Source organism: Micromonospora sp. NPDC047074, assembly GCF_040643815.1.
Taxonomy (GTDB): Bacteria; Actinomycetota; Actinomycetes; order Mycobacteriales; family Micromonosporaceae; genus Micromonospora.
The window spans coordinates 37,523-64,221 of record NZ_JBEYVB010000036.1; the positions used below are offsets into that span (position 1 = coordinate 37,523).

The following is a 26,699-nucleotide window of genomic DNA, read 5'->3' on the forward strand; positions in this document are numbered from 1 at the left end:
GTGATCGACCGGAAGCTGCTCTTGTCCGACCTGCAGAAGCAGGTCAAGAACCTGGAAAAGGACCTGCGGGAGCAGGCCGAATCGGTCGAGGAGGTGCGCCTCCGCCTGCGTGGTGAGTACGACCACGCCTTCAAGGTCGGGCGTACCGCCGCCACATGGGCGGCCTGGCGCGACGAACGCGTCACCCAGGTCGCCGTCGCCTGGGTGCTCGGCACCGTCTTCGTACGCTTCTGCGAGGACAACGGCCTGCTGCCCGACCCCTACCTGGCCGGCCCAGGGGACCGGCTGGTGCTGGCCGAGGAGGCCGAGGCGCAGTTCTTCCGCGACCAGCCCGACAAGACGCTGCGCGACTGGCTGCGCCAAGGCTTCGACGCCATCGCCAGCACCCAGGCCGGCAAGTCGCTGTTCGACAAGCGGCACAACCCGCTCTACCAGATCCCGCTATCCCACGACGAGGCGAAGAACCTCATCGCCTTCTGGCGTCGACGCGGCGAGACCGGCGGCCTCACGCACGACTTCACCGACCCGGAGTGGGACACCCGCTTCCTCGGCGACCTCTACCAGGACCTCTCCGAGGCGGCCCGCAAGACCTACGCCCTGCTCCAGACGCCGGAGTTCGTCGAGGAGTTCATCCTCGACCTGACTCTGAACCCGGCGATCGAAGAGTTCGGCCACGACGTGGTCAAGATGATCGACCCCACCTGCGGCTCGGGCCACTTCGTCCTCGGTTCCTTCCACCGCCTGCTGAAGGAGTGGGAGCAACACGCCCCCAACCGCGACCCCCACGAGCGAGTACGCCTCGCCCTCGACGCCGTCCACGGTGTCGACATCAACCCTTCAGCGGTGGCAATCGCCCGCTTCCGCCTCCTCGTCGCCGCCCTAAGCGCTGCGGACCTCAAGACCTTGGACAGCGCCGCTGGGTTCGTATTCCCGGTGCATCTAGCGGTTGGGGACTCTCTTGTCAAAGCCCGCCAGATGGATCTCTTTGGCGGTGAAGCCGACGAGTTGTCGGACTTCCATTATCTCGTCGAGGACGTGCATGAGGATCCTCGGCTGCTAGAGGAGGGAAGGTACCACGTGGTTGTGGGCAACCCTCCATATATTCAGGTAAAGGATCGGCGGCTCAACGAGCTATATCGGCAGCTCTACTCGTCGTGTAGTGGATCATTCGCTTTGTCTGTGCCATTCGTTCAGCGGTTCTTCGCGCTAGCGAGGCGGCGAGAGTTGGACGGGTGCGGGTCTGGCTACGTCGGCCAGATTACCGCCAACTCCTTTATGAAGCGTGAGTTCGGTGAGAAGCTTGTTGTAGATTTCCTTGCGCGGAAAGTTGACCTTACGCACGTCATCGATACATCCGGTGCATATATCCCTGGTCATGGGACGCCAACCGTAATCCTTGTAGGTCGGGCGCGAGCAAGTAAGGTCGCTTCGACCGTGCGAGCTGCAAGAAGCGTTCAAGGGGAGCCCGGAGTGCCAGTCGATCCGAGCTTGGGGCGCGTGTGGGCCGCCATTACATCTCAAATTTCGCGACCCCAGTCGTCAAGCCAGTGGATTGGTGTAGACGATTTGAATCGGATCCGCTATTTCTCTCGCTTCCCCTGGATTCTTCAGGACGGCGGCCTGGAGCTTGTTGAGTCAATGGAAGCGGCCTCACCGGGCAGGCTGTCGGACAGATGCATGAGGATCGGATTCTTTGGTATGACTCATGCCGATGAAGTCATGCTTGCCAGTAGGAGCACGTTCGGCAGGGCGGGTGTAGAGCCGATCGCGGTGAGCGAGTGCATATCAGGTGATCAGGTCCGCGACTGGGGTACAGAAGAAGGTGAATCAGTCTTTCTGCCCTACGATCCGTCCAAGAAACTGATGGATGCCGAAGATTTGCCGGGCCACCTCCGTCGTTTGTGGCCCTATCGACTTGATTTGGGTGGTCGGACGGGAGGGTCTGGCGGGACCTACTTTGCGTCCGGCTGGAAGTGGTATTCGTGGCATCAAATTCCGAAGGATAGCGAGGCCAGTTCGTGGGCCATTTCGTTTGCCGAGATTGCCACGCATAACAGCTTTGTGCTAGAGAGGGCGGGGCGCGCATTCTCGCAGACGGCTCCAGTCATCAAGCTCGGTAAAGATAGGGGTGAAGTCGAGCATCAGCATCTGTTGGGAATCTTAAACAGTTCGACGGTTTGCTTCTGGCTTAAGCAGGTATGTCAAGTCAAAGGTGGAAGCGGGATTGGGCGTGGTGTTCAGGATGAGGCATGGGAGAATCGTTACCAGTTCAATGGAACTAACGTAGGTCGCCTTCCGCTGCCGTCGGCGTACCCCCTTGAGCTGAGCCGGGAGATCGACGGCGCGGCGCAGCGGCTCGCCACCGTGACCCCGGCGGCGGTCGCGGCCTCCGGGGTGCCGACCCGCGACCGGCTGGACGCCGCCAGCTACGAGTGGCACGCGGTCCGGGGGATGATGATCTGCTTGCAGGAGGAGTTGGACTGGCAGGTCTACTCGCTCTATGGGCTGCTGGACGAGGACCTGACCGCCCCGGAGAGCATCCGGCCGCCGATGCTGCAGCTCGGGCAGCGGGCCTTCGAGATCGTGCTTGCCCGCAAGATGCGCGACGAGGGCCTGGAGACGCAGTGGTTCGCGCGCCACGGGTCGACGCCGATCACCGAGCTGCCGGCGCACTGGTCGGCGGAGTACAAGGCGGTCGTCCAGCGGCGGATCGCAGTCATCGAGGGCAACCGCAACATCGGGCTGATCGAGCGGCCGGAGTGCAAGCGACGCTGGGCTACCGATGGCTGGGACGACATGCAGCGTAAGGCGCTGCGCGGCTGGCTGCTGGACCGGTGCGAGGCGCGGGAGCTGTGGTATCACCACGTTGACGGGCTGGAGCAGCCGCGCCCGCTGACCACCGCCCGGCTCGCCGACGAGCTGCGCCGCGACGACGACGTGCTCACCGTCGCCAACCTTTACGCACCCGGTCAGGATCTCGGCAAGGTGATCGCCGACCTGGTCGCCGACGAGCACGTGCCGCACCTGGCAGCGCTGCGCTACAAGGACTCGGGGCTGGTCAAGCGCGCCGACTGGGAGCAGGTGTGGGACCTGCAGCGGCAGGAGGACGCGCTGCCCGACGAGGCGGCGAAGCGGGAGTTCCGCAAGCAGATCCCGGTGCCGCCGAAGTACACCTCGGCGGATTTCCTGAAGGGCAGCTACTGGAAGCACCGGGGCAAGCTCGACGTGCCCAAGGAGCGGTTCGTCTCGTACCCGGGTGCCAGCCGCGACGGTGACCCGTCGCTGCTGGTCGGTTGGGCCGGCTGGGACCACCGCGAGCAGGCCCAGGCCCTCGCGACGCTGATCGTGGCCCGCGAGCAGGAGGACGGCTGGGCCGCCGACCGGCTGTCGCCGCTGGTCGCGGGGCTGCGCGAGATCCTTCCCTGGGTACGCCAGTGGCACGGCGAGTTCGACCCGGAGTGGGGTGCCTCGCCGGCCGACATCTACGCCGGCTTCCTCGCCGAGACCACCAACCGCCTGCACCTCACCGACGAGGCGCTGACGTCCTGGCGCCCGCCGAAGGCAACCCGGGGCCGCAAGGTGAGGGCATGACGACGGGCGTCGAGCCAACCGGTTGGTGGAACACGGCTGACGTCAGCGAGTTGACCGATCTGCTGGCGGGGCGAATGCGGTCTCGACTGTGGCAGCACACCGAACCCGCCGAGCTGGCCGCCTGGGTGTTCGACAGACCGAAGCCTGCCCCGCCGGTTCCGGCGCCGGCCGTCGTCGAAGGTGACTGGCGCGACGGACTGGACCAGCAGCAGCAGTCGTCCTGGGCGCTGGCGGGCTGGGTTCTGCGGACGGCAGTGCCGGAGGTGCTGGCAACGGCGGGTAGTCACTGGCTGCTGTCCCGGGTGCAGGAGGCGGGGCGGCGACGGCTGCGCTTGACGGTTGGCCCGGTGGCCTTCCTTCGGCTGAACGAGCGCGGCGACGAGGTGCGACTCAGGCTGGCCCGGGCTCCTCTCTACGCCGCACTGAAGGCCGGAGCGCTCGACGACGAGGAGTGGGAAGAGCGCGGCATCGAGCTGCCGGACGACACGACCAGGACGTTCGAGGAGGAGAAGATCCTGCTCCGCTGCCCGGACGTGGAGACTGCCCTCTGGCTTTTGAAACAGCCGCCGATCATGGTGGCCGCGCGGATGCTGACCGCGCGGTTGGCCACCAGGAATTTCCCCTTTCACGGGGACTATCGGCCGGAGGTGGCGGCACGGGCGTGGGCCGCCGCCGAGACGCTGCTCGACGGTGCGGCCGCCACCGCCGCCGGCCCCGGTGTCCAACGCGGCTTCGATCGGCCGTACGCCCCACCGACTGTCGCTGCCAGCCTGCCGATGCAGCGGTCGTTCGACGCGGACGCCTACCGCGCGGGGGTCAGCGAACACGATCGGCTGTGCCGGACTCTGATCGACCACCTCGCCAGAGACGGCATACGAGTTGGGTCAGGACTACACGGCGTGCCGGTGGACTTGGCCTGGCGGGACGCCGACGGGCAGCAGTTCATCGCCGAGGTGAAGAGCGTGGTCGGGGACAACGAGGTCGCGCAGCTCCGGTTGGGCCTCGGTCAGGTCCTCGAATACCGCCACCGCCTCGCGGTGCGCGGAATCGTTGCGACGGCCGTTTTGGTCGTATCGACCTGCACGGACCCGGCTTGGCCGGCCATCTGCGGTGACAGCCACGTCATCCTGCTGTCCGGTCAGGGCACTTCGGACTGGACGGCCGAGCTGACGACAGGCCGCCAGGCGGACGCCCGTGCCGGCACCACCGGCAATGATGGATGCCAGTTTGGGGAGGGGACACGGCGTGGCAACTGACAACACGGCGCCCGTGCCGGTGTGGACGCTCGCGACGGAGACCGTGAGCGTGCCGGACCTGCTGAGCGATGAGGGCATGACACCGGCCCGACTCGCAGAACTGAGAACAGTCCTGGTAACACTTGCGGATTCCCCCATCGCCACGCTGGAAGCGCATCCGATGTCAACCACGCGCGAGCGGAACGGCGGGATTCCGCTCCATGCAGCCAGTCCGCTCGCTCAGCAGTTGTCGCAACTCGTGGCTCAGACAGCGAAGTCAGCGCCTCCGACGCTGAACGTCGCCGCTACCGGTGAGGTGCTCTACCGAATGGTGGTACCGGCTAAGGTCGCCGCACAGGTCGGTAAAGGACTTGTCCGGCCCATGCTTTCCAGGGCATCCGCAGGAGGTGTTCGCAGCGCGCTGGTCAACTCCACCGGCGGCATCGCAGCCCAGGCCACGTTCGTGCCCGTTGCTGGCAAGGCCGCTGTCGCGGGTGCGGCAACCGGTTCGGCCACCACAGCCGGTGTGGCCGCGGCCAGCGCCGGAGCGTTGACAGTGGCCGCGCCACTGGTGCTGATGGCCGTCGCGGTCGGCGTCAGCGCCTACGCTGACCACCAACGCCAAGAAGCGATCGAGCGAATCACCGATCTCCTGGAGCAGTTGCACGAAGACAGACTCGAGAACGAACGCAGCGAGTTGGATGGTTGTCGGGACGCGATCGACAAGGCCACGTCGGTCCTCCTGGACCAGGGCAGAGTCGGTCTGTCGTTAGGACTGGATTCCTCGTCGTACGCGATCAATACGGCGATTGAACGAGCCAAGCGTCGGCTCGCAAAATGGCAGGCTGCGCTAGCTGCGCTGCCCGACGGCCCGGTGGAGATCGGCGCCTTGACGAAGGCCTTTCCCGGTGTCAACGAGGAAGGCGGCGCATTCCGCGCGCACGTGGAGTTCGCGCGACTCGCTATCGCTCTCAAACGCCGAGTGCTCGTGCTGCAAGCAGTAGAGCACGCTCAACAGGCCGGAACGAACAATCCCTTCAAGAGCTTCATCGGAATACTGCGCGAAGACGAGCGCCGCATCGACGAGATGGAGTCGGGCATCAACTCGGTCCTCCTTCGGCTGTCGACTCTGGAATTGAAGCGTCCCGGTGGTTTCCGAAGCATCATGTTCACGCAGGGTGAGGTCGATGAGCTACTCAAAGCCGCATATCGCCTCCGCGACCTGGGTGATGGTCTCAACGTGGGAGTCCACCAAGCTGACGTTTCGATTGAGATCGAACGAAGCAGCGACGGATCGCTCGTAGTGTTTCCCGCAGTCGCCGCCTAACCTGGCGCCCGCCGAAGGCAACCCGGGGCCGCAAGGTGAAGGCATGACCGACTGACCGCGTCGAGCGTAGGGGGAGGACCATGGCACGTCGGCCGCGTCCGCTGGTGCTGCTTCTGGCTGTCGTCCTCGTCGGCGTCGCCGGTGGGGTCGGTGCCCGGCTCCTGCGCGAGAGGCAGCAATCCGAACTGCTGCCCGTACGGGTGGTCGTCACGTCCTCCGCCGCCGAGATCTCGGCGGCGGGGGAGCGGGACGGGGAGTGCGTCGAGGCGGCGGTGCTCGGCGAGTGCCTGCCGGTCGTACGGGTGATGCAGGAGCCGGGCGAACCCCTGCGGGCTCTCACGCTGACCGGGGTGATCTCGCCTGGTGTGTCCCTGCTGTACTGGGGCTGCCGTGAGGGGGCCGGTGTTCCGGTCTGCACGACGGATCTTCCCCAGCCCGCGGATGCCGTGGTCTGTGTCACCACGTCCAGCGAGCGTGACCTGCAGGCGCGCGCGGCGTGCCTGGAGATGAGCGGCGCGACCCGCACCCCCGCTCCGGTTGCCCGCACCGAGGTGGTCCAGTTCGTGCCGGTCACCCGGGACGGCCGGCCGGCTCCCGGCTACCAGGTCACCGAAATCGACGGGCAGCGGCCGGACAGGTGTTCACCGGCCTATTCGGCGACCGCGCCGGAAATCGTCTCGTGCCTGCCGTTCGTGCTAGGCGCGCACGCCTGCTGGATCGAGCCGGACCGCACCAGGCTGCTCTGCGGAAGGCCGGGCGACAACCAGTTGATCCGGTACGAGATGCCGCAACCTGTCGTCGGTGTAGACCCGCCGGCGGAGGAGAAGCGCGACCCGCTGCTGATCGAGCTGCGGGACGGCACCAAGTGCACCATGCGGTGGGGCGGCCCGCACCCGCCGCTCCCGGGCCTGCTCACCGCCCGGTACTACTGCGGCGAGCGCGGCATCCTCGTGCAGGCGCCGGACGACCCGCTGATCTCCCGCACGGACCCGTACTGGACAGTGGGTATCCTCAATCCTCGCGACGGCGGCGACGCCGCCGCAGTCAAGCCCCACGAGGTCGCGCTCGTGCACTATGCGGGGCGGCCTTGATGCGGCTCACCCATCCAACTTGATGAGGGAGTTCCCGGTCTTCGGGTCGAGGCCGTATGTCACGCCATACTTTGGCACCGCGCGCCAGCCGACGGTCTGGAACGGTTTACCCGACCCCAGGTCCACGACCAGGGTCTCCCGGCGGCCGTCCTGGGTGACCTCCAGTACGATCTCCCACTCGTAGCGGACCGGCCGGCGGGTCGCGCCGATCAGCTCGAAGACCAGCGGTTCTCCCTCCGCAGCGAACCGGTTCTCCACATCGGTGAACACCTGACCGGTCGGTTTGCCGTCCCGGTCGGCCGTCAGGGCATCCTTACGCGGAGAGTCCAGGTCGAAGTAGACCACGTCGACGGGCCCGCCGCCGTCCGGCGGGATCACCAGCCGCGTCCCGGACGGCGCCGGCTGCTCCGCCCGAATCCGGGCCCGCATGGATTCGATGTGCACCGGCTGCTTCCGGTTGCCCGTCAGGGTCAGCCGGTAGCGCGACACGGAGGCGCAGTCCGGAGCGCAGATCCAGCCGACCCGCGTGCCGCCGAGTTCGGTGAGGCGCCGGTCCTTCTCCGCCAGGCGTTCTTCGAGGCTCTGACCGGGGGCTGGTGGGGCATGGATGAAGGAGAACGACGTCAGGGGCAGCACCGTCGGGAACACCCACGTGGTGCCGTCGTCGGCCTCGTGGAACGCCTCGCGGACACTGACGTGGAACGGCGGTTCCCCCTGCACCAGCGGGTCGCTCGCCCTGTCCTCCTGCTGCTTGTTGAGGGGCGCGCACGCGTACGTCAGGGCGCCGGCGACGAGCACGCCGAGCAACGTGATCGCGAGCGTGTTGATGTTCTGCCGCCGGGGGGACACCTCACCTGCCATGCTGCTCCGACTTCCCTGCGGGGCCAGCTTCCTTCGTCAAGTCGACGGAGGGTCGTCGGCGCTCACCGGCCCAGGGGGTAGCAATTCACCGCCCACTCCCGACGGGTGCCCTTCCACGCCCCTGCGGATCACTCTGCTCAGGCACTGGCTCTACCCCTTTGGCCGCGCCCCGGAAGATCGAGGGAAAATTTCAAAGCGTCACCCTGCCGCTCGACTGCGTTGGATCAATCTACTGAACGCGCGTGACTCTCGCTTCGACCACGTATGACAGATCTTGGACATCGAGCCCCTGTCGTGCGACGTTCCACGAAGCGCCTGTCGCGGGGGTAGGACAGCACAGCGGAGCGCCGGTCGGGGGACATCGCATCCTGGCCGACTGCTGTCCTGACGGGGATGCCGGCCAGGCGTCCGCCGCATGGCCGCCCCGAGGCGAGAGGCCAGCATGTGACCGCTCCCAAGCACCAGCCGCGGGCTACGCGGAGACCGTAGAACCGGGCGACCTCATCGAGGGAATCTTGAAGCTGTTGCCGTCCGGATAGACCACGCGGAAGCCCAGGTGCTGCGCCAGTGGCGCCCAGCGAGCGGAAGTGGCGAGTTGCTCGACACTGTTGACCTTGCCGCTGTTCACAAGCCGGTGCAGCACGACTGTCTCGAACGCCGCTGCCTCGATCCAGTCGACCTGCTTCGTGAAGCCGCACACCAGTGCAGCACCGGTCTCGTGCAGGAAGTCCGTGAGGTACGCCTCGGAGCCGCGAAGCACCGAGCAGCCACCGACGTAGATCCGTTTGCCCTTCCATCGCCCCGCCACCCAGCCGGCGATATCGCCGAGGCTCGTCTCGTGCGAGTCAGACAACCACAGGCTCCGGGGAGAGCCGTGGAACGCGAAGAATCCCACCTCGTAGGCGGCATACTTACGCAACGACCACTCGTCGAGAAGGTACCTCAACTGTTCGGGAGTGACGGCGCTCCGATGGATGTAGCGCAGGCTCTCCAGCCCATCCAGCAACTCCAGCGTCGGCCGTACGCTGTGACGCCGGGTCAGGTCGCGATCCCAATGTCCCTCGACGCAGAAGACTCCCTTGAGCTTTCCCACCACAAATCCTCCCTACCGTCTATCCACTCAGGCTTCCTTGTCGCCCTCGCGCCGACGAAGCGTCCGTTCGGAGATCTGGCTGGAGACCCTGCCCGTCGCCGATCTGGCCCGGTCGAGGGCCTCGTTGCCGAGGCGCCTGACGGCGTCGATGCCGTCTGCTCCGGTGTCCAGCGCCTTGTTCCTCGCCTCCTTGGCGGCGTCCACCCAACGTCTGGCCTCTGGGGACTCTCGAACGTTTTCGATCCCGAGTCGCCCTGGAAGCAGTGACGCGTCGGCGTGAGGCGCAACTGCGATCAGGCGGAGAGACGCGGCCAGACCTCGGCTGCCAGATCGGCGAGCGTCTTGCTCCGCTCGTCGATCGTTTCGACAGTCCACGCTCCGTAGGTGGCGAGCGAGGCGTTGAGCTGCAACTTCGACTGCAGCGCGAACTCCGGCCGCTTAACTGCCCAACTCCCGTTTGACACGGACTTGTTGAAGGTCGGAGTCACCAGCGTGAGGTTGCCGATGCGGTGCAGCGCCTCATCACGACGCTGCGTTTCCAGGAGCTTGCCAGCCTCGTCCGTCGCGACCGGCGGCCAGTGCTTCCGCCAGTCCCTGGGCATGACGTGCTCGATCTGCAACTTCTCGTAGGTGAAGGCTGCCGGCTCGGTCTTCGGATTGTTCTCCTGCAGGTGCTGGTCGATCGCCCCCAGGATCAGCCTGATCCGCTCCTGCGTCAGACTGCCGTAGAACTTGCGGGTGGCGAATGCCTTGACCAACTCGTCGTTGTCCGGCCAGAGGGTGTCGTCCGTGCCGCGCAGGACACGCACCACGGCATTGACGAGGGAGGAGTAATCTCCGCCCATCTCCTCGGCGGCAGCCTTGAGTACGTCGACGAAGACCTTGCCGTAGCCGCGCGTGTTGGCGCCGACGAGTAGCCTCCTGACGACCCACGACTCCACCGCGCTCACCGTCAGTGCGTGCTCGGCCGTAGACAGGCGACCGGGTGGCAGGGTGCGAAGCCACATCAACAGCGGAGTGGCTGTGGTAATACCGAGGGCGTTCAGCCGATGGTAGGACCGCCGGAGCGACTCCGTCTCAGCCGGCTCAGCCCCGACGACGACCCGGTAGGCCTGCCCGAAGTCGTGGAGTTCCGCGAGCACGTCCACGGTCTTCCGTTTCGCGCCGTCGAGGTATCCCCGTACCTGGCCGTAGAGGTGGCTGATGCTCGCCTCGGACCGGGACACTGCGGTCAACCATCCGGAGAGCAGGACGTCCCGCCGGCCGCGTTGGGCGTGCCCTCGTCCCACCTCCGTCTTCCACCAGGGCTCGTCGAATGGAGCCCAGTAGGTGTCGTAGACCTTCTCCAACTCCTTCTCGTCCGACAACTCCCCGCGTAGGAACAGCAGGTTCTTCACCAGGTCCGCAGCGGACAGGGGAGTCTGTCGCCCGTTGAGTACCTCGAAGATGACCTGGGCGTCGTCGTTGTCCTCAAGATCGATGACCACGAGCTTGAAGAGATCCAACAACGCGTCGACCAGGGTGTCCAGGCGCTCGGGTTCAGTTCCTTCTGTCGCAGTCCGCGTGCGCTGGGCGAAGTAGCGCCGCGCCTGCAGGTACAGGTGGGCCCCCTGTTCGGGCAGTTCGTCCGCCATTGCCAACGGCCAGACCTGCCGGTCCTTGCGGCGGGGCCAGAGCTTGTGCCTCTCCGCGGGCGATTCGATGATGTCCGGATGGTTCTCCAGCAAGCGGCGCACCTGCTTCGCGCGCGGCGATCCGTGTTCGATCAGCACGTCGAGCACGCCCCGCAGGACAAGCTGGACCGTGGTCAGCCGCTGCTGCCCGTCGATGACGGCGCGTAGGTCGAGCCCTCCGGCAGCAGCAGCCAACTGGTCACAGACGATGGCGCCGAGGAAGTGTGGCGGGACCTTCTTGTCCGCTTTCGCAAGCGGTTCACCATTGGCCTTCGCCTGCTGTCGTGCCTCGAACAGGCGGTCGGCGGTGTCCACGAGATCTTCGAAGAGAAGAGCCCACTGGCCGTCGAGAGTCCACTCGTAGTCCCGCTGGAATGTTGGAATGACGTAACGCCGATCCTGCGTGAGGATCTGCTTCAACGAGTAGGTGTTGGCATCCACCGTCGAACACGCCTTCCAGGTAGGGGTGATGCAGCAGCGCATGCGATGCAGCCCCGGAAAGTGACGGGACCGACTGCTGAAGCCGACATGGTGGCAAAGCTGAAGGGGTGGTACAAGGGCCGGAGGCCTCGGTCGGATATGCGACACCGCCTGTGTTGTTGAGGTCGGGGCGGCCCGTACCATCCTCGATCAACCTAACGGTCACTATCGCGAACCCTGGTCGGCTCGATGGGGTGCTCGTCGCGGTTCTCGGTACGGTATGCGGCATGTCTTCGCCCACCCCCGCGCCGCTGCTCCGGGAGTTCATCGACATCCCGGAGCGCACGAGCACGAGCGACTTCGTGCTCAAGCTCGCCGACAGCGTTGCCGACGCCGATTCCACCCTTCGTGACTATGTGGTCACGGATCGGCTGCTCGGCAACTTCGACGAGGCGCTCGGGCTGATCCGCTCCGCGGTCGAGGGGCACGCCTCGAAGGCCGCCTACCTGCACGGCTCCTTCGGCTCCGGTAAGTCGCACTTCATGGCGGTGCTGCACGCGCTGCTACGCGGCGAGCCCGCAGCCCGGGGGCGGGACGAGTTCGCGCCGCTGATCGCGAAGCACAGCGTCTGGCTCGACGGCCGCAAGTTCCTGCTGGTGCCGTACCACCTGCTCGATGCCCGGTCCCTGGAGCAGCGGGTGCTCGGCGGCTACGTCGACCGGGTCCGCGCGCTGCACCCCGAGGCGCTCATCCCGGCGGTGCACCGCACCGACGCGCTGCTGGACCAGGCCGCCGCACTGCGGGAGAAAATTGGCGACAAGCAGTTCATCGAGGGACTGCCCGGCGGGGACGCCGAGGACGAGTGGGGCGAGAGCGAGACCTTCTGGACGCCTGAGCGGCTCGACCAGGCGTTCGCGGGGGCATACTCCGACGAACTGCGCCGCAAGCTGGTCAACGACCTGCTGACAAGCTGGAACAGGGGCTTCTTCAGCAACGCGCGGGAGGACGCCGAGGCGTTCGTCTCGCTGGACCGGGGCCTCACCGAGATCAGCCGCCACGCCAAGGAGCTCGGCTACCACGGGCTGATCCTCTTCCTCGACGAGCTGATCCTCTGGCTCGCCAACTCCATCGGCGACCAGCAGTTCGTCTCCCGCGAGATCCAGAAGATCACCAACTTCGTCGAGGGCGGCGACACCCGCCGGCCCATCCCGGTGATCAGCTTCATCGCCCGGCAGCGCGACCTGCGTGAACTCGTCGGCGAGGAGGTGACGGGCGCCAACGAGCTGAGCTACCAGGACACCCTCAACCTGGCCAGTGGCCGCTTCGACGTGATCAAGCTGGAGGACCGCAACCTCCCGGAGATCGCGCGCCGCCGGCTGCTCAAACCCCGCGACACCGCGGCCGGCGAGGCCATCGGCCGGGCCTTCGACGCCACCACGAAGGTACGCCGGGAGGTCTTCGACACCCTGCTCGGCACCGACTCCGGCAGTGGCGCCGACATCGACGCCTTCCGGTCGACGTACCCGTTCAGCCCCGCGTTCCTCTCCACGCTCGTGCACGTCTCCAGCGCGCTGCAGCGCTCCCGCACCGCTCTGAAGCTGATGCGCCAGCTGCTGGTCGACCGTCGCGACACGCTGCGCCTCGGTCAACTCGTGCCGCTCGGTGACCTCTACGACGTGATCAGCGGCGGCGGCGACCAGCCCTTCACCGAGAAGCTCAAAGCCGAGTTCGAGATGGCCCAGAAGCTCTACGACGTGAAGCTGCGTCCGTACCTCCTCGGCCAGTACGACCTCACCGACGACGACCTCGACGCGGCCCGCCGCGGCGATCCGCGCCCCGCCGAGACGACGGGCCGGATCCGGGCCTTCACCGGCGACGACCGGTTGATCAAGACGTTGCTGCTGGCGGCACTCGCGCCCAGCGTGCCGGCGCTGCGAAACCTGACCGCCCGGCGGTTGTCCGCGCTCAACCACGGCAGCATCACCAGCCCGATCCCCGGCGGTGAGGTCGCCCAGGTCAGCCGCAAGCTCGCCGACTGGGCGGGCCGGTTCGCCGAGGTCCGCATCGGCGAGGGTGACGACCCGGTGGTCTCCCTGGAACTGGTCGGCGTCGACGTCGACAGCGTGCTGGCAACCGCCAAGCATTACGACAACGAGGGCGCCCGCAAGCATCTCGTGCAGCGGTTGCTCTGGCAGCAGCTCGGTGTGCCGTGGAGCGACTCCTTCTTCGCCGAGGCGGGGCTCACCTGGCGGGGGAGCCGCCGCTCGATCGAACTCGTCTACGGCAACGTACGCGACCCGCACGACATCCGGGACGAGGCGTTCCACCCGAACGACCCCGCCGGCTGGCGCATGATCATCGACTATCCCTTCGACGACGGCAGCCACGGCCCGGCCGACGACCGGCAGCGGGTGCAGGAGCTGACCAGCCGGACGATTTCTCGAACGCTCTGCTGGATTCCGGCGGCGCTGACCGTCGAGCGCCGCACCGATCTGGGCAAGCTCGCCATCATCGACAAGCTGCTCGAAGGCCAGCGCTTCGACAGTCATGCCGAACACCTCAACCCTGACGACCGGCGCCGTGCGCAGGCCGCGCTGACCAACCAGCGCAGCGCCCTGATCGCCAAGATCCAGGGTGTACTGCGGCAGGCGTACGGGCTGGCCACCAAGCAGCCCACCGACGTGCAGCTCGGATTCGACGACCACCTCCAGTCGCTCACCCGCGCCCTCGAGCCGAAGCTGCCGATGGGTGCGACCTTCAACGACGCGCTGCGCAGCCTCGGCGACCAGATGCTCAGTCAACAGTTTCCCGCGCACCCGGATTTCGACCCCGACCGCAAGGGCGAGGCCGTACGCCTGCCCGAGGTCAAGGTCGTCCTCGACCACGTCCGGCAGGCGGTGGAGTCGCCCGAGGGCCGGGTCGAGGTGGACCGGGCCCACCGGCAGACGCTGCGCCGGATCGCCAACCCGCTCGGGCTCGGGACCATGCACGAGGCGGCATTCGTCATCGAGGGGCAGTGGGCTCAGCACTTCCACCACAAGGCCGCCACCGAGGGCATCGCGGGCGAGCTGCGGGTGGCCGACCTGCTGCGTTGGATCGACCAGCCGCAGGCACGCGGCCTCGACCCGATCGTGGCGCAGCTCGTCGTGGCCGCCTTCGCCGAACAGACCGACCGCGCGTTCCACCACCACGGCAGCCCGCTCGTCCCGGCGCCCGACCCGGGCCGGATCTCGGCCGACCACACCCTGCGCGAGGAACGCCTACCTGGCCAGGAGGACTGGGACGTCGCTCGTGCCCACGCCGCGGCCGTCTTCGGGTTCCAGCCGATCGCGTTGCGGCGGGGCCGGCTCGTGGCAATGTTCGGCCGTGACCTGATCACCCAGGCGAATCGCTACCGCGAAGCGGCGCACGGGCTTGTCGACCGGCTCGAACGGCACGCGAGGTGGCTGGGCATCGACACGGAGTCCACCGTTGGCAGGCTCGGCACCGCCCGCGTCGCCGCGGACCTGCTGGAAGGTCTGGCCGGCTCGCATTCTGCCGTGGAGACCGTGGAGCGCCTCGCCCGCGCCGAACTCGGCGGCCCGGCCGACCGGACGGGGAAGAGCATCAAGAGCGCCGCCCAGGTGTCCGCCGATCTCGCCGCCGCGTCCTGGGACAACTTCGAGATCATCAGCGGTCTCGGCGGCACTTGGGCCGCCGAGGCGACGGCGATCCTCACCGCGCTGCGCCAGGTCGGCCAAGCCGACGAGTTGACCGCCCCGCTGTCCCCGGCCCTGCGCCGGGCACAGTCCGACGCGGTGGCGTTGATCCGGCGGGTCACCCGTAGCCGGGAGCTGGTCGACGACCAGCCACGCAAGGTCGTCGACCCGAAGCCCGGTGTCGAGGTGCAGCCCGACGGGGGCGGCGACAGGGTGATCGGCCCGAGAAGCGAGGCCACCCTGCCGGCAGCCGACGTCGACCAGGCGGTCGAGAAGCTGCGCGCCTTCGCGGCCGACCACCCGGGCGCCACGATCGAGGTGAGCTGGAGAATCGTGCCGTGACTCAGGCACCCGCCCCTGCTCAGGCCCTACGCATCAGCCCAGTGGCTCTGCGTCAGAAGGTGACGCAGCAACTCGACAGGCACCGCACCGGCGAGGCGCACCCGGTGATCGTGGTCCGCGCCGAGCCGGCGTGGCCGCACGACCCGACCATGGTGTTGCCCGACGGTCGTCGCGCCCGGATCGAGCCGTGCGTCTCGCCGCTCGCGGTCTGGGAGCACCTCGTCGCCGATCGCGACGACGAGGTGCTGGTGCTACTCACCGACGTCCCGGAGTCCGTGCTGCACCACGGTGTCCGGAGCCGGATCTTCCGGGAGCGGGTCATCACGGTCGAGCCGTGGGACCTCGTAGTGGACGCGTTCGGCGCGCAGTTGCCGGATCCGGCTCTCGAGCGGGAGTCGTGGGCCGGCGTCGCGTTGCTCGACGCGATGCCCGCGGCGGGCTGGCCCAAGCTGACCACCGCGGTGCTCACCCGCGACGTCGCGCTGCGGCACCTGGCTGCCGTGCGCCTGGGCCTCGGCCGGCGGGGCGAGGACCCGGACGACCTCGATGCCGCCACCCTTCTGCGCTGGAGCGCCCAGCCAGGCGGAGTAGCGGCATACGGCCTGCTGCGTGAGGAGGAGCAGGACGGGCTGAGCCGTTGGCTCGTGGAACAGTTCGGCCGGCCGGCCAAAGCCCTGTTCGCGCTGACCGCGGCCGGGCGCGGGTCGGAGGCACTGCCTCTCGGCCTGGTCTGTGACGCGTTGTGGAGCACCGAGAGCGCCGAGGCGGTACGTGCCCAGGGGCGGGTCGACCAGTACTTCGGCAGCCTGAACGACGACGCGACCGTGCGGGGATTCGCCGAGGCGGCCGTGCAGGTGGTCGACGGCCTGCTCGCCGCCGCCGATGCGGACGTGCGGCGGCAGGGGCACGCCGTGCTCGACCGGGCCGAGGAACTGCTCGTCCAGTTCAACGCTGCCGGCAGTGCCGGGCACAGCTCGATCCTGCGCACCGGGTTCAACCAGCGGATCGGCGTCGCGGCCCGGGCACTGCTGGGCGGGCTGCACGACGCGGCGGACACCGCACTGGAACGAGCGGTGGAGCATCTCGCCGAGCACCGGCTGGCAGGGTCGGAGTCGGTGCGGCTCACGCGGATCCGGATGGCGCAGCGCCTCGTCCGCTGGCTCGACACCGACGTGGCCCCGCCCGAGAGCGTCGCGGACGGCGTGGATCGGCAGATCGCCGAGTGGGGCTGGGTCGACCTGGCGCTCCATCATGTCTGGGCCGGCGAGGACGCCCATCCGGAGCTGCAGCAGGCGTTCCGGCAGATCCACGATCGCGCACAGGCGCGGCGCCGGGAACTCGACGGTGCCTTCGCTCGGCGTCTCGGTGCCTGGGCGACCGCCGGGCCGGGCAATGATGGCGACCTGCTCACCGTCGAGAACCTCCTCCCACGAGTCGTCGAGCCGTTGATCCGTGCGGACCGACCGGTGCTGCTCGTCGTCCTCGACGGGATGAGCGCCGCCGTCGCGGTGCAGCTGGCCGACGAGCTGTCCCAGCACTGGATCGAGTACGACCCGCTGGCCCGAGCAGGCACGGGACGACGGCGAAGCCTGGTGGCGGCGATTCCCACGCTGACCGCTGTCTGCCGGACATCGCTCTTCGCCGGCGCGCTGCGTTCCGGCAGCCAGGAGCACGAGAAGAAACTCTTCGCCGACGGCCGTTGGGGCAAGGACTCGCGGATCTTCCACAAGGGCCCGGCGCGGGGCGGCGCGGGCGAGGTGTTCGCTGGCGAGCTTGCCGCGGCGGTGGCCGGTCCGGCACCCGTGGTCGCGGTGGTGATCAACACGGTGGACGAATCGTTGGCCCACGGCCGGGAGGGCGACGAGGCCGGGTGGCAACTCGACGATCTCGGGTTCCTGCGCAGCCTGCTCGACCAGGCGCGATCGTCTGGTCGCGCGATACTCGTCACCAGCGACCACGGGCACGTCCTCGAACGCGGCGGCCAGCACGTGAAGGCCCCTGACGCCGCTTCCGCGCGGCACCGGACCGGCCCTGGCCCGGTCGCGCCGGGCGAGATCGAGCTGAACGGCCCGCGTGTGGTCGCGGATGGCAGGCGGATCATCGCGTTGTGGGACCCCCTGATGCGTTACCGGCCCAGCAAGGCGGGTTATCACGGTGGGGCCTCGCTCGCCGAGGTGACCATTCCGCTGTTGGCCTTCCTGCTGCCGAACGTCGTTGAGCCGCCAGCCGGCTGGGCGCCGGTCGAGGCTCGCCAGCCGGAGTGGTGGCAGGCGAGCGCACCCGCCACCCCGCTGGCCACCTCTGTGACGTCGGCACCCGCGCCCAGGACGCGCCGGAAAACGCCGGCCGTCACCGGGGACGCGCTGTTCGACGTACCGGAGGCGACCAGCGCGACCGCGGCGGCGCCGCCGGCCGGCGAAGGTGATCTGGTGGCGGCTCTGCTCGCCACGGAGCTGTTCGAGGCGCAGCACGGCCTGACGCCGCGCCGGGTCGATCGGCGGAAGATCGAGGCGGCGATGGACGCCCTGGTAGACGCCAAAGGTGTGCTGCCAGCGGCGGTGCTGGCCCAGCGGGCCGGGGAGGTGCCCGCACGGGCCACCGGCTTCGTCAACGCGCTGCAACGAATCTTCAACGTCGACAACTACCCGGTGCTCTCGCTGACCGACAACGCCCGTACGGTACGGCTGGACCTGGGGCTGCTACGGGAACAGTTCCGCCTGCCCGGAGGCCCCTCGTGACTGGCGTCAGCCCGGCCCGCCGCCGAGAGGTCATCGACGCCCTGCGGCGAGGTGCCGTGCCGTCCGCCGGCCTGGACCTTCTCGCGGTGGGGCTCGACCGGTTCGGCACCGTGGTCGGCGAGAACCTCGACGCCGTCGCAGCCGGTGGGGCGGTCTTCAAGGCCGTTCGAGGCGAGTACGGCTCCGGCAAGACGTTCTTCACCCGCTGGATCGCCGAACGCGCCCGGCGGGCCAACCTCGCCACCGCCGAGGTGCAGGTCTCCGAGAACGAGACGCCGCTGCACCGGCTGGAGACCGTCTACCGGCGGCTCACGGAGCGACTGAGCACCTCCACGTTTCCGCCGAGCGCGCTGCGCCCGGTCGTCGACGGCTGGTTCTACGCGTTGGAGGAGGACGTCCTCGCTGCCGGCGAGGTCGCGCCCGACGACGTCGACGCCCTCGACCGAGCGGTCGCCGCGCTGCTTGATCAGAGACTCGCCGCGGTGAGCCGGAGCGCCCCCGCCTTCGCGGCCGCGCTGCGCGGCTACCGGCGCGCTGCCCTCGGCGGAGATTCGGCGACGGCCGACGCGATCCTTGCCTGGCTCGGGGGGCAGCCGCACGTCGCCGCAGCCGCCCGCCGGGTCGCCGGCGTCAAGGGCGACCTGGACCACTTCGCCGCGCTGAGCTTTCTGCAGGGGCTGCTCGCCGTGCTGCGTGACAGCGGACATCCTGGCCTGCTGCTCGTGCTCGACGAGGTGGAGACGCTCCAGCGGGTCCGCTCGGATGCCCGGGACAAGGCGCTCAATGCGTTGCGTCAGCTCATCGACGAGGTGCACTCGGGGCGGTTCCCCGGGCTGTACCTGGTCATCACCGGCACCCCGGCCTTCTTCGAAGGACCACAGGGTGTGCAGCGGCTCGCGCCACTGGCGCAGCGGCTCGCCGTCGACTTCGCCACCGACGCCCGGTTCGACAATCCGCGCGCCGTGCAGATCCGGCTGCCCGGCTTCAGCGTCGATTCCCTGGTCGAGTTGGGCGGACGGGTGCGCGACCTGTACGCGGACGGGTCAGCTGCCCCAGACCGGGTGCTCCGGTTGGTCGACGACGGGTACCTGAGCGACCTGGCACGCGCAATCGCTGGCGGACTGGGCGGCAAGGTGGGGGTGGCCCCGCGCCTGTTCCTGAAGAAGCTGGTGGGGGAGGTGCTCGACCGGGTGGACCAGTTCCCCGAGTTCGACCCCCGACAGCACTACGCGCTGAGCCTGACCGCCACCGAGATGACCGACGTCGAGCGCAACGCGAGCAGCGCCGACGAGGTCGCGCTCGAGTTGTAGGAACGACCTGGTCATGACGAGTGGCGCGGAGCTGTTGCATCCGGTCGTGCTGCATCACGTTGTGAACACGCTGCAGTGGCCGGCCCTGCGGCCGTTGCAGGATGCCGCCGTGCGGCCGCTCCTGGCCGGCGAGGATGCTCTGCTCCTCGCGCCCACGGCCGGCGGCAAGACCGAGGCTGCGGTGTTTCCGCTGCTGTCCCGGATGGCGCAGGAGAACTGGTCGGGCACCTGCGTGCTCTACGTGTGTCCGCTGAAGGCGCTGCTCAACAACCTCCTGCCCCGCTTGGAGGCCTACACGGGATGGCTCGGCCGCCGCGCGGCGCTCTGGCACGGCGACGTCACCATGGGACGGCGCCGGACGATTCTCCGGGAGCGTCCTGACGTCCTGCTCACCACGCCGGAATCCCTGGAGTCGATGCTGGTCAGCGTCGCCGTGGATCACGACGAGTTCTTCGGGCAGCTTCGGACGATCGTGGTCGACGAGGTGCACGCGTTCGCCGGGGACGACAGAGGGTGGCACCTGCTGGCCGTCCTGGAACGCCTGTCCCGGGTGGCGGGCCGCCCGGTGCAACGGGTCGGTCTCTCCGCGACCGTCGGTAATCCCGATGAGCTGTTGGGCTGGCTGCAGGGCGCCGGCCGGGGACGGCGACCGGCGCGGGTGATCGCGCCCGGCATCGCCACGCTGGCCGGCGCTACGGCGGTACGGCGACCAGCCGGCGACGTCGAACTGGACTACGTCGGGTCCGTGCACAACGCGGCCAAGGTGATCGCGGCCCTGCACCGGGGCGAGAAGCGGCTCGTGTTCTGCGACTCCCGCGCGCTGGTCGAGGAACTGGGCCAGCGTCTGCGGGCGCTCGACGTGACGACGTTCCTCTCCCACGCGTCGCTCTCGGTCGACGAGCGCCGGCGGGCGGAGGAGGCGTTCGCGCAGGAACGGGACTGCGTCATCGTGGCGACCAGCACGCTCGAACTGGGCATCGACGTGGGTGATCTCGACCGGGTCATCCAGATCGGCGCGCCGCGCACCGTCGCCGCCTTCCTCCAGCGGATCGGCCGGACCGGACGGCGGCCCGGTAGCAGCCGGAACTGCCTCTTCCTGGCGCTCGACGGGGAAGGGCTGCTACACGCCGCCGGGCTGCTGCACCTCTGGTCGCAGGGTTGGGTCGAGGCGGTCGTGCCGCCGCCGGAGCCTCGGCACATCGTGGCCCAGCAGGTGCTGGCGCTGTCGCTTCAGCGGCACCGCGTCGGTGACCAGGTGTGGCCGGGGGAGTGGAACGGCCTGGCCCCCTTCGACAAGAGCGCCGGCGTGATCGTGCGGAACCTCGTCGATCGCGGCTACCTCGACGTCGATTCCGGGATGCTCTTCATCGGGCCGGAGGCGGAACTGCGGTTCGGTCGACGGCACTTCATGGACATGCTGGCGGTGTTCACCGCTCCACCCCAGTTCACTGTGCTTTCGGGGCGTACCGAGATCGGCCGGACCGATCCGGCCCTTCTCACCGCGAAGGTTCAGGGTCCCCGACTGCTGCTGCTCGCGGGCAGGAGTTGGCGGGTCACCCACATCGACTGGAAGCGGCGGCGCTGCTTCGTGGAGCCCGCCGAGGGCGGTGGCAAGGCGCTCTGGATGGCTGGTGGCTCACCGCAAGGGTTGTCGTACCGGATGGTCCGGGCAATCCGCGACGTGCTCCTCGGCACCGACCCGCCGGTTGCCCTCACCGGGCGGGCCAGTACCAGGCTCGCCATGTTGCGTGAGGAGTCCGTCTCTCTCGTTCATCCGGGCGGCACGGTGGTCGCCCGCGACGGCGACGGCGAGACCAGGTGGTGGACGTGGGCCGGTTTCCGGGCCAACGCCACGCTGATCGCCACCCTCAGCGAGATCGCCGACCCGACCCAGCGCCACGACGACGCCTCGATCCGGCTGCGACCCGACGTCGACCGGGACATGATGCTGGCGGCCATGGCTGACGCCGCCGAGCGGGTATGTCTCCCGGACGTCACCGAGAGGGCGCTCGCCGGACTCAAGTTCAGCGCGGCGCTTCCCGAGCGGCTGGCGGTGGCTACCCTGGCCGCGCGGCTGGCTGACCTACCGGCGGCACGCGCGGTGCTCGGCGAACCCGTCCGGACCGTGTACCTCGCGGGCTGACAAGGGCCGGGAGCGGTGGGCGCCCGGCCTGCTCGTCAGTTCGGGTGGGGTGGCTCGTCGAGGATGGCGCTGAAGCGCTCCTCGGCGAGGTCGAGCTGCCCGAGGATGTGCTCCTTGACGGGCGCCGACAGGGGAGTGTCCGGCCGGGTGACGAGTTCCCGGTAGACCGGCACGAGCGGCCGGTACTTCGTCGCCGACGAGACCACCTTCGGCCCGACGGTGTGGATGACGCCCACCCCGTTGTCCGTGAAGTCGGAGATCTTGATCACCCGCGCCCACGGCTCCCGGTCCAGGCTGGCCGCCACGTGCTCCCGGTACTGGACGTGCTTGTCCCGCTCCGGGTCGTACGCCGGGTTGGTGACGGCCGCGACCAGGCGGGCGACCCGCGGGCCGAAGCGGTCCGCGAGTACGGCCAGGGCGGCGGCCGTGGCGTCCTCGCCGTCGTGCGCGCCGGCCAGCTCCTCGGGGTGGTCCTCCACCGCGTCGTGCAGCAGGCCGGCCACGATGACGTCGACGTCGCGGACCTGGTAGTGGTGCATCATCCGGATCGCCACCCGCAGCAGGTGGTTCAGGTAGGGCTCGCGGACCCGGCGGTCGTCGCGGTGCAGCTCGGCCGCCAGGTCGAGGGCCTCGGTGAGCCGCTCCCGGGCGGCCTCGTCGAACGCGCGCAGCTCCAGCCGGAACCGGGCCAGCAGGCCGGGCTCGCCGTGGATCTCGGTGATCGCGTGCATCGGCATGGTGGCCAGGTAGGCGGGAAACTCCATGCGCCACTTATAGCGGATCTTCACCGGGATGCGGGTCCCCGGCGTCGGTCACCCGACCTGAGGGGAGGAATCCTTGACGTCGCCAATCCTGGATATCTAGTATCCAGAATATGCGGATGACCGAGGGCGTCGAGTGGGCCCTGCACAGCTGCCTCAACCTGACCTGGTCCGAGCCGGGCCAGGCGGTGTCGGCGGCCCGCCTGGCCGCCTTCTACCAACTTCCGACGGCGTACCTGAACAAGCAGTTGCAGGCGTTGGTGCGGGCCGGGATCCTCTCGTCCACCTCCGGCCCGCGCGGCGGGTTCCGGCTGGCCCGGGCGCCCGAGGCGATCACCATGCTGGACGTGGTCGTCGCGATCGAGGGCGCGGAGGAGGCGTTCCGCTGCGAGCAGATCCTGCGCCAGGGGCCCGGCGGTCGCGGCGACGTCGACTACCGGCAGGTCTGCCTCGTCTCGCAGGCGATGCGCCGGGCGGACCTCGCCTGGCGGCGCGAGCTGGCCGGGCAGACGCTGGCCGACCTGCGCGCCGCCGTCGAGCAGCGCTACCCGGACACCCCCGGCAACACCCGCGACCGGCTCACCGCGCCGCTCACCTGAGCACGACCGTCCAGGGAGGACAGTTTCATGACCAGCGCACCCGTACACGTCCGGGCCGCCGACGCCACCGTGCTCGCCGACGGGCCGACCAGCCTGATCACCCTGCTGGCCGACGCCGGCGCCACCGGCGACGCGCTCACCGCCAACCGGGCCACCCTGCACCGGGGCTCACCCGGCGCGCCACCGCACCTGCACACCCGCGCCGCCGAGTCGTTCTTCGTGCTCGACGGCGTCCTGGACGTGCTGGTCGGCGACGAGATCCGCACCCTGCGCCGGGGCGACTTCCTGGTCGTGCCGGCGCACACCCCGCACGCGTTCGCGCCCGCCCGCGACGAGGCCGCCGACGTACTGGTGGTGTTCACCCCGGGCATCGACCGGTTCGACTACTACCGGTTGCTGGAGCGGGTCCACCGGGGCGAGGCGGATCCGGCCGAGATCGCCGCGAGCGGCGAGCGGTTCGACAACCACTACGTCGACAGCCCGCGCTGGCGCTCCCGGCCCTGACGCTGCCGCGCCGGCCGGCGGGTCGGGTGGGCGTCGCCCCGCTGCCGCGCCGGTCAGCGGGCCAGCCAGGCGGCAGCGCGGGCGCGGACGTCCGAGGGGACCTCGTGCGGGCCCGCGAACTCGTCGTAGGTGACGTCGTGGCCCAGGGCGCGCAGGCGGGGGACCAGGCGGCGGCTGCACACGTCGACCGGCAGCACCGGGTCGTCGACACCGTGCGAGACGTAGACCCGCGGCCGGCCGTGGGTGACCAGCGGCGCGGCGAAGCCGGGGGAGAAGGCCACCACGGCGTCGACCAGGTCGCCGTTGGTCAGGCCCAGGGTGAGGGCGTACGAGGCGCCGTCGGAGAACCCGCCGAACGCCACCCGCGCGACGGGGTAGCCGGCGAAGGCGGTGGCCAGCAGGCCGTCGATGCGCCGGACGTCCACCCCGAAGCCCTCGACGATCAGGTCCCAACTGCTCGACGCCGCCTGCGGGGCGACCAGCAGCAGCCGGTGCGCGTCGGCGATCGGGAGCAGCAGGTCCAGCCCCTGCCGGGCCGAGCCGCCGGCCCCGTGCAGGAGCAGCACCAACGTGTACGGCGGACCGTCGAGGGGCTCCGGCGCGTACACCATCGCCAGTGGCGCGCCGTGCGCGTCGGTCAGCGGCGCCAACCCGGCGGCGGCCAGGGCGGTCGGCGCGGCCGGGCGGGCGGTGAGCCGGCCGTGCCGGGGGTTCTCCTCCGGCTGCCGGTGGGGCGGCGCGGGTTCGACCACGGGATCACCGCTCCTCGTCCTCGGCGGGCATGCGCCGGCGGATACCCGTCTGCCCCCTGGTCAATCCCACCGGCGCGGGCCCGCCCGGCGTGCCGGCTGCGCCGCTGAGCGGCCGGCGTGCCGGCTCAGCCGCTGACCCGGCGGACCAGCCGCGACGGGAACACCGTCGACGGCGGCACCGGCCGCCCGGCCAGCACGGCCGTCGCCGCCGCCGTGGCGATCTGCGCCACCGGGTGGGTCGCCGTGGTCAGCGCGGGGGTGGTCATCGCGGCGAGCGGGACGTCGTCGAAGCCGGTGACCGCGACGTCTCCGGGCACCTGGACGCCGTCGGCACGCAGCCGGTCGAGCACCCCGAAGGCGGTCGCGTCGCTGCTGCCCACGATCGCGTCCGTGTCCGGCCAGCGCTCCAGCACCTCCCGGGCCGCCGCCCGGCCCCGAGCCGCGCTGAAGTTCCCCCGGACCAGCCGTACGGGCAGGGCCGCGTCGCGCATCACCCGCCGGTACGCGCCGACGGACCGGCCGGCGCACGACAGCCAGCGGGGCCCGGTCACCATGGCGATGTGGCGGCGCCCGGTGGCGTACAGGTGCCGGACCACCGCCTCCGTGCCGCCGCCGTTGTCCACGTCGTACGCCGGGACGAGGGCGGAGCCGATGCCGATCGAGGCCACCCGGCCGCGCAGCCCCGCCGGCACCGCGTCGAGCACCGTCTCGGTGGTGTTGAGCAGGACGATCCCGCCCACGCCGCGGTCCTCGGCCAGTCGGCGCACCGCACCCGGCGCCCGGGTGGGCAGCCAGTGCAGCGTCACCCCGAGCCCGTACGGCGCGCAGACCCGGGCGGCCGCGCCGACCACCCGGTCGACGTACGGGTCGTCGAGGACCGTCGGGGCGGTGCCGGACACCGCGACCACCAGCCGTACCCCGGTGCCCCGGACCAGCGCGCGGGCGGCCGGGTTCGGCACGTAGCCGAGCCGGTCGGCGGAAGCCTGCACCCGCTCCCGGGTGGCGGGCGAGGCGTAGCCCGTGCCGGCGAGTACGCGCGAGGCGGTGGCCCGGGAGACCCCCGCTGCGAGGGCGACCTCCCGCAGGGTCGGTGGTCGGTGCGTCGTCGTCATCGTGGCCCTCCCGGTCGTAGGCCCTCCCGTGTGGTCGGTCGACCAGCATCATCCTCCTCCGGGCCGCCCGACGGTAAGGGGTGGGACCGGCTTGCCGTGGTAACGCTCTCAGGTGTGCGATCGTGCGGCAGACCGTCCGAGGCGAGAGGACCGCCACCGTGAGCCGCACCACCGCCCCGCCCGCGCCGACCCCGGCGGTGTCCCCGGCGGTGCTGGCCGCCCGTACCGCCGTTGCGGTGGTCTTCGCCCTCAACGGCCTGGCCGTGGCCACCTGGTTCTCCCGGGTGCCCGCGGCCCGCGAGGCGCTCGGGCTCACCCCGGGCGGGCTCGGCCTGCTCCTGCTCGCCATGTCCGTCGGCGCGCTGCTCGCGATGCCGACCGCCGGCCTGGTGGCCCAGCGGCTCGGTACGGGCCGGACCGTGGCGTTCTCGACCATGTTCGTCGCGGCCGGGCTGGCCGTCGCCGGGCTGTCCGCCAGCCTCGGCGGGTCCGCCATCGGGGTCGCGATCGGCCTGTGCGCCCTCGGCTACGGCTCCGGCACCTGCGACGTCGCCATGAACGTCGAGGGCGCGGCCGTCGAGCGCCGGCTGGGGCGGACGATCATGCCCCGCTTCCACGCGGCGTGGAGCCTCGGGTCCGTGGCCGGCGCCGGAATCGGCGCCGGGGCCGCCCGCCTCGGACTGCCGGTCGCCACGCATCTCGTCGTGCTGGCGTCGGTGGTGCTGCTCGGCACGCTGGTGGCCGCCCGGTCGTTCCTGCCGGTCGACGAGTCGGGCGAGGCCGCCGCCCCGGCCGACCGACGGCGTGACCTGCTCGCCGCCTGGCGCGAGCCGCGCACCCTGCTCATCGGCCTGCTGGTGCTGGTGGCGGCGTTCGCCGAGGGCAGCGCCAACGACTGGCTGGCGGTCGCCTTCGTCGACGGCCACGACCTCAGCGAGGCGGCCGGGGCCGCCGTCTTCGGCCTCTTCGTGGTCGGCATGACCCTCGGCCGCACCGCGGGCACCGTGCTGCTGGACCGGTGGGGGCGGGTGCCCGTGCTGACCGGCGCGATCCTGCTCGCCACCCTCGGCGCGGCCGTGGCGGTGCTCGCCGGGCCCAGGTGGCTGGCGATCACCGGGGTCGCGCTGTGGGGGCTCGGCGCGTCGCTCGGCTTCCCGGTCGGGATGAGTGCGGCGGCCGACGAGGAGTCACGGGCGCCGGCCCGGCTCAGCGTGGTCGCCGTGATCGGCTACACGGCGTTCCTCGGCGGCCCGCCGCTGCTCGGCCTGCTCGGCGACCGGGTCGGCATCCTGCACGCCCTGCTCGTGGTGCCGTTGCTGCTGCTGCCCACCCTCGCCCTGGTGCCGGCGGCCCGCCCACCGGTCCGCCCGTCGGCCCATCCACCGGCCCGCCCGTCGGCCCACTGACCGGTCGGATGGCCGCCCGCCGACCGGACGGTCGGCCCGGCCG

Annotated in this window: 18 protein-coding genes; 11 read left to right on the forward strand and 7 right to left on the reverse strand. The window is 69.9% G+C overall.

Going from position 1 to position 26,699, the window contains the following annotated elements; translation table 11 throughout:
- The 4 genes from pglX (at position 1) to ABZ809_RS28085 (ending at position 7,244) form a co-directional block, all read left to right on the forward strand.
- Complete coding sequence (pglX, locus tag ABZ809_RS28070; RefSeq protein ID WP_357565615.1) at positions 1-3,591, forward strand: BREX-2 system adenine-specific DNA-methyltransferase PglX; 3,591 nt, start codon at positions 1-3, stop codon at positions 3,589-3,591.
- Complete coding sequence (locus tag ABZ809_RS28075; protein ID WP_357565616.1) at positions 3,588-4,847, forward strand: hypothetical protein; 1,260 nt, start codon at positions 3,588-3,590, stop codon at positions 4,845-4,847. Before pglX ends, ABZ809_RS28075 begins: the two co-directional genes overlap by 4 nt.
- On the forward strand, positions 4,837-6,153 hold the full coding sequence (locus tag ABZ809_RS28080) for a hypothetical protein (protein ID WP_357565617.1): 1,317 nt from the start codon (positions 4,837-4,839) through the stop codon (positions 6,151-6,153). The genes ABZ809_RS28075 and ABZ809_RS28080 overlap by 11 nt, the downstream gene beginning before the upstream one ends.
- An 80-nt stretch (positions 6,154-6,233) precedes the next feature.
- Positions 6,234-7,244: a hypothetical protein gene (locus ABZ809_RS28085; RefSeq protein WP_357565618.1), complete on the forward strand. Its 1,011-nt coding sequence runs from the start codon at positions 6,234-6,236 to the stop codon at positions 7,242-7,244.
- 6 nt (positions 7,245-7,250) lie between these two features.
- Here the strand turns inward: ABZ809_RS28085 and ABZ809_RS28090 are convergent, their stop codons facing one another.
- The 4 genes from ABZ809_RS28090 to ABZ809_RS28105 all read right to left on the reverse strand — a co-directional run bounded on the left by ABZ809_RS28090 (position 7,251) and on the right by ABZ809_RS28105 (position 11,312).
- A complete protein-coding gene (locus ABZ809_RS28090) occupies positions 7,251-8,105 on the reverse strand; it encodes a hypothetical protein (protein WP_357565619.1) in 855 nt (284 codons plus the stop codon).
- Between the two features lie 472 nt (positions 8,106-8,577).
- Positions 8,578-9,198, reverse strand: a complete 621-nt coding sequence (locus ABZ809_RS28095) for a hypothetical protein (protein WP_357565620.1) — start codon at positions 9,196-9,198, stop codon at positions 8,578-8,580.
- Between the two features lie 27 nt (positions 9,199-9,225).
- Entirely contained in the window at positions 9,226-9,402 is a 177-nt protein-coding gene (locus ABZ809_RS28100) for a hypothetical protein (protein ID WP_357565621.1), read from the reverse strand.
- A gap of 89 nt (positions 9,403-9,491) precedes the next feature.
- Positions 9,492-11,312: a DUF262 domain-containing protein gene (locus tag ABZ809_RS28105; protein ID WP_357565622.1), complete on the reverse strand. Its 1,821-nt coding sequence runs from the start codon at positions 11,310-11,312 to the stop codon at positions 9,492-9,494.
- Positions 11,313-11,578: 266 nt separating this feature from the next.
- Here ABZ809_RS28105 and ABZ809_RS28110 point away from each other — a divergent pair, with 266 nt between their 5' ends.
- Genes ABZ809_RS28110 through ABZ809_RS28125 form a run of 4 tightly spaced genes read left to right on the forward strand, consistent with a single transcriptional unit; the run spans position 11,579 to position 21,522 of the window.
- Positions 11,579-15,331 (forward strand): hypothetical protein, encoded by a 3,753-nt coding sequence (locus tag ABZ809_RS28110; RefSeq protein WP_357565623.1) that lies wholly within the window; start codon positions 11,579-11,581, stop codon positions 15,329-15,331.
- Between the two features lie 41 nt (positions 15,332-15,372).
- Entirely contained in the window at positions 15,373-18,069 is a 2,697-nt protein-coding gene (gene pglZ / locus ABZ809_RS28115; RefSeq protein ID WP_357565624.1) for a BREX-2 system phosphatase PglZ, read from the forward strand.
- A complete protein-coding gene (gene brxD, locus ABZ809_RS28120; protein ID WP_357565625.1) occupies positions 18,066-19,379 on the forward strand; it encodes a BREX system ATP-binding protein BrxD in 1,314 nt (437 codons plus the stop codon). The genes pglZ and brxD overlap by 4 nt, the downstream gene beginning before the upstream one ends.
- A gap of 46 nt (positions 19,380-19,425) precedes the next feature.
- On the forward strand, positions 19,426-21,522 hold the full coding sequence (locus ABZ809_RS28125; protein ID WP_357565626.1) for a DEAD/DEAH box helicase: 2,097 nt from the start codon (positions 19,426-19,428) through the stop codon (positions 21,520-21,522).
- A 35-nt stretch (positions 21,523-21,557) separates the two neighbouring features.
- Here ABZ809_RS28125 and ABZ809_RS28130 read toward each other — a convergent pair whose 3' ends face one another.
- Positions 21,558-22,286 (reverse strand): HD domain-containing protein, encoded by a 729-nt coding sequence (locus ABZ809_RS28130; RefSeq protein ID WP_357565627.1) that lies wholly within the window; start codon positions 22,284-22,286, stop codon positions 21,558-21,560.
- Between the two features lie 116 nt (positions 22,287-22,402).
- Between ABZ809_RS28130 and ABZ809_RS28135 the strand changes: the two genes are divergently transcribed.
- The gene (locus ABZ809_RS28135; RefSeq protein ID WP_357565628.1) at positions 22,403-22,882 is read left to right on the forward strand and encodes an Rrf2 family transcriptional regulator; all 480 of its coding nucleotides are present in this window, start codon (positions 22,403-22,405) and stop codon (positions 22,880-22,882) included.
- A gap of 27 nt (positions 22,883-22,909) precedes the next feature.
- Complete coding sequence (locus ABZ809_RS28140) at positions 22,910-23,386, forward strand: cupin domain-containing protein (protein ID WP_357565629.1); 477 nt, start codon at positions 22,910-22,912, stop codon at positions 23,384-23,386.
- A gap of 53 nt (positions 23,387-23,439) precedes the next feature.
- Here ABZ809_RS28140 and ABZ809_RS28145 read toward each other — a convergent pair whose 3' ends face one another.
- Together ABZ809_RS28145 and ABZ809_RS28150 are read right to left on the reverse strand one after the other, a co-directional pair.
- Positions 23,440-24,138 carry a phospholipase gene (locus ABZ809_RS28145; RefSeq protein WP_357565630.1) on the reverse strand — a complete coding sequence of 233 codons (699 nt, stop codon included), beginning with the start codon at positions 24,136-24,138 and terminating at the stop codon, positions 23,440-23,442.
- A gap of 125 nt (positions 24,139-24,263) precedes the next feature.
- Positions 24,264-25,250 carry a LacI family DNA-binding transcriptional regulator gene (locus ABZ809_RS28150; RefSeq protein ID WP_357565631.1) on the reverse strand — a complete coding sequence of 329 codons (987 nt, stop codon included), beginning with the start codon at positions 25,248-25,250 and terminating at the stop codon, positions 24,264-24,266.
- A gap of 158 nt (positions 25,251-25,408) precedes the next feature.
- Here ABZ809_RS28150 and ABZ809_RS28155 point away from each other — a divergent pair, with 158 nt between their 5' ends.
- Complete coding sequence (locus tag ABZ809_RS28155) at positions 25,409-26,656, forward strand: MFS transporter (RefSeq protein WP_357565632.1); 1,248 nt, start codon at positions 25,409-25,411, stop codon at positions 26,654-26,656.
- The last annotated feature ends 43 nt before the right edge of the window (positions 26,657-26,699 follow it).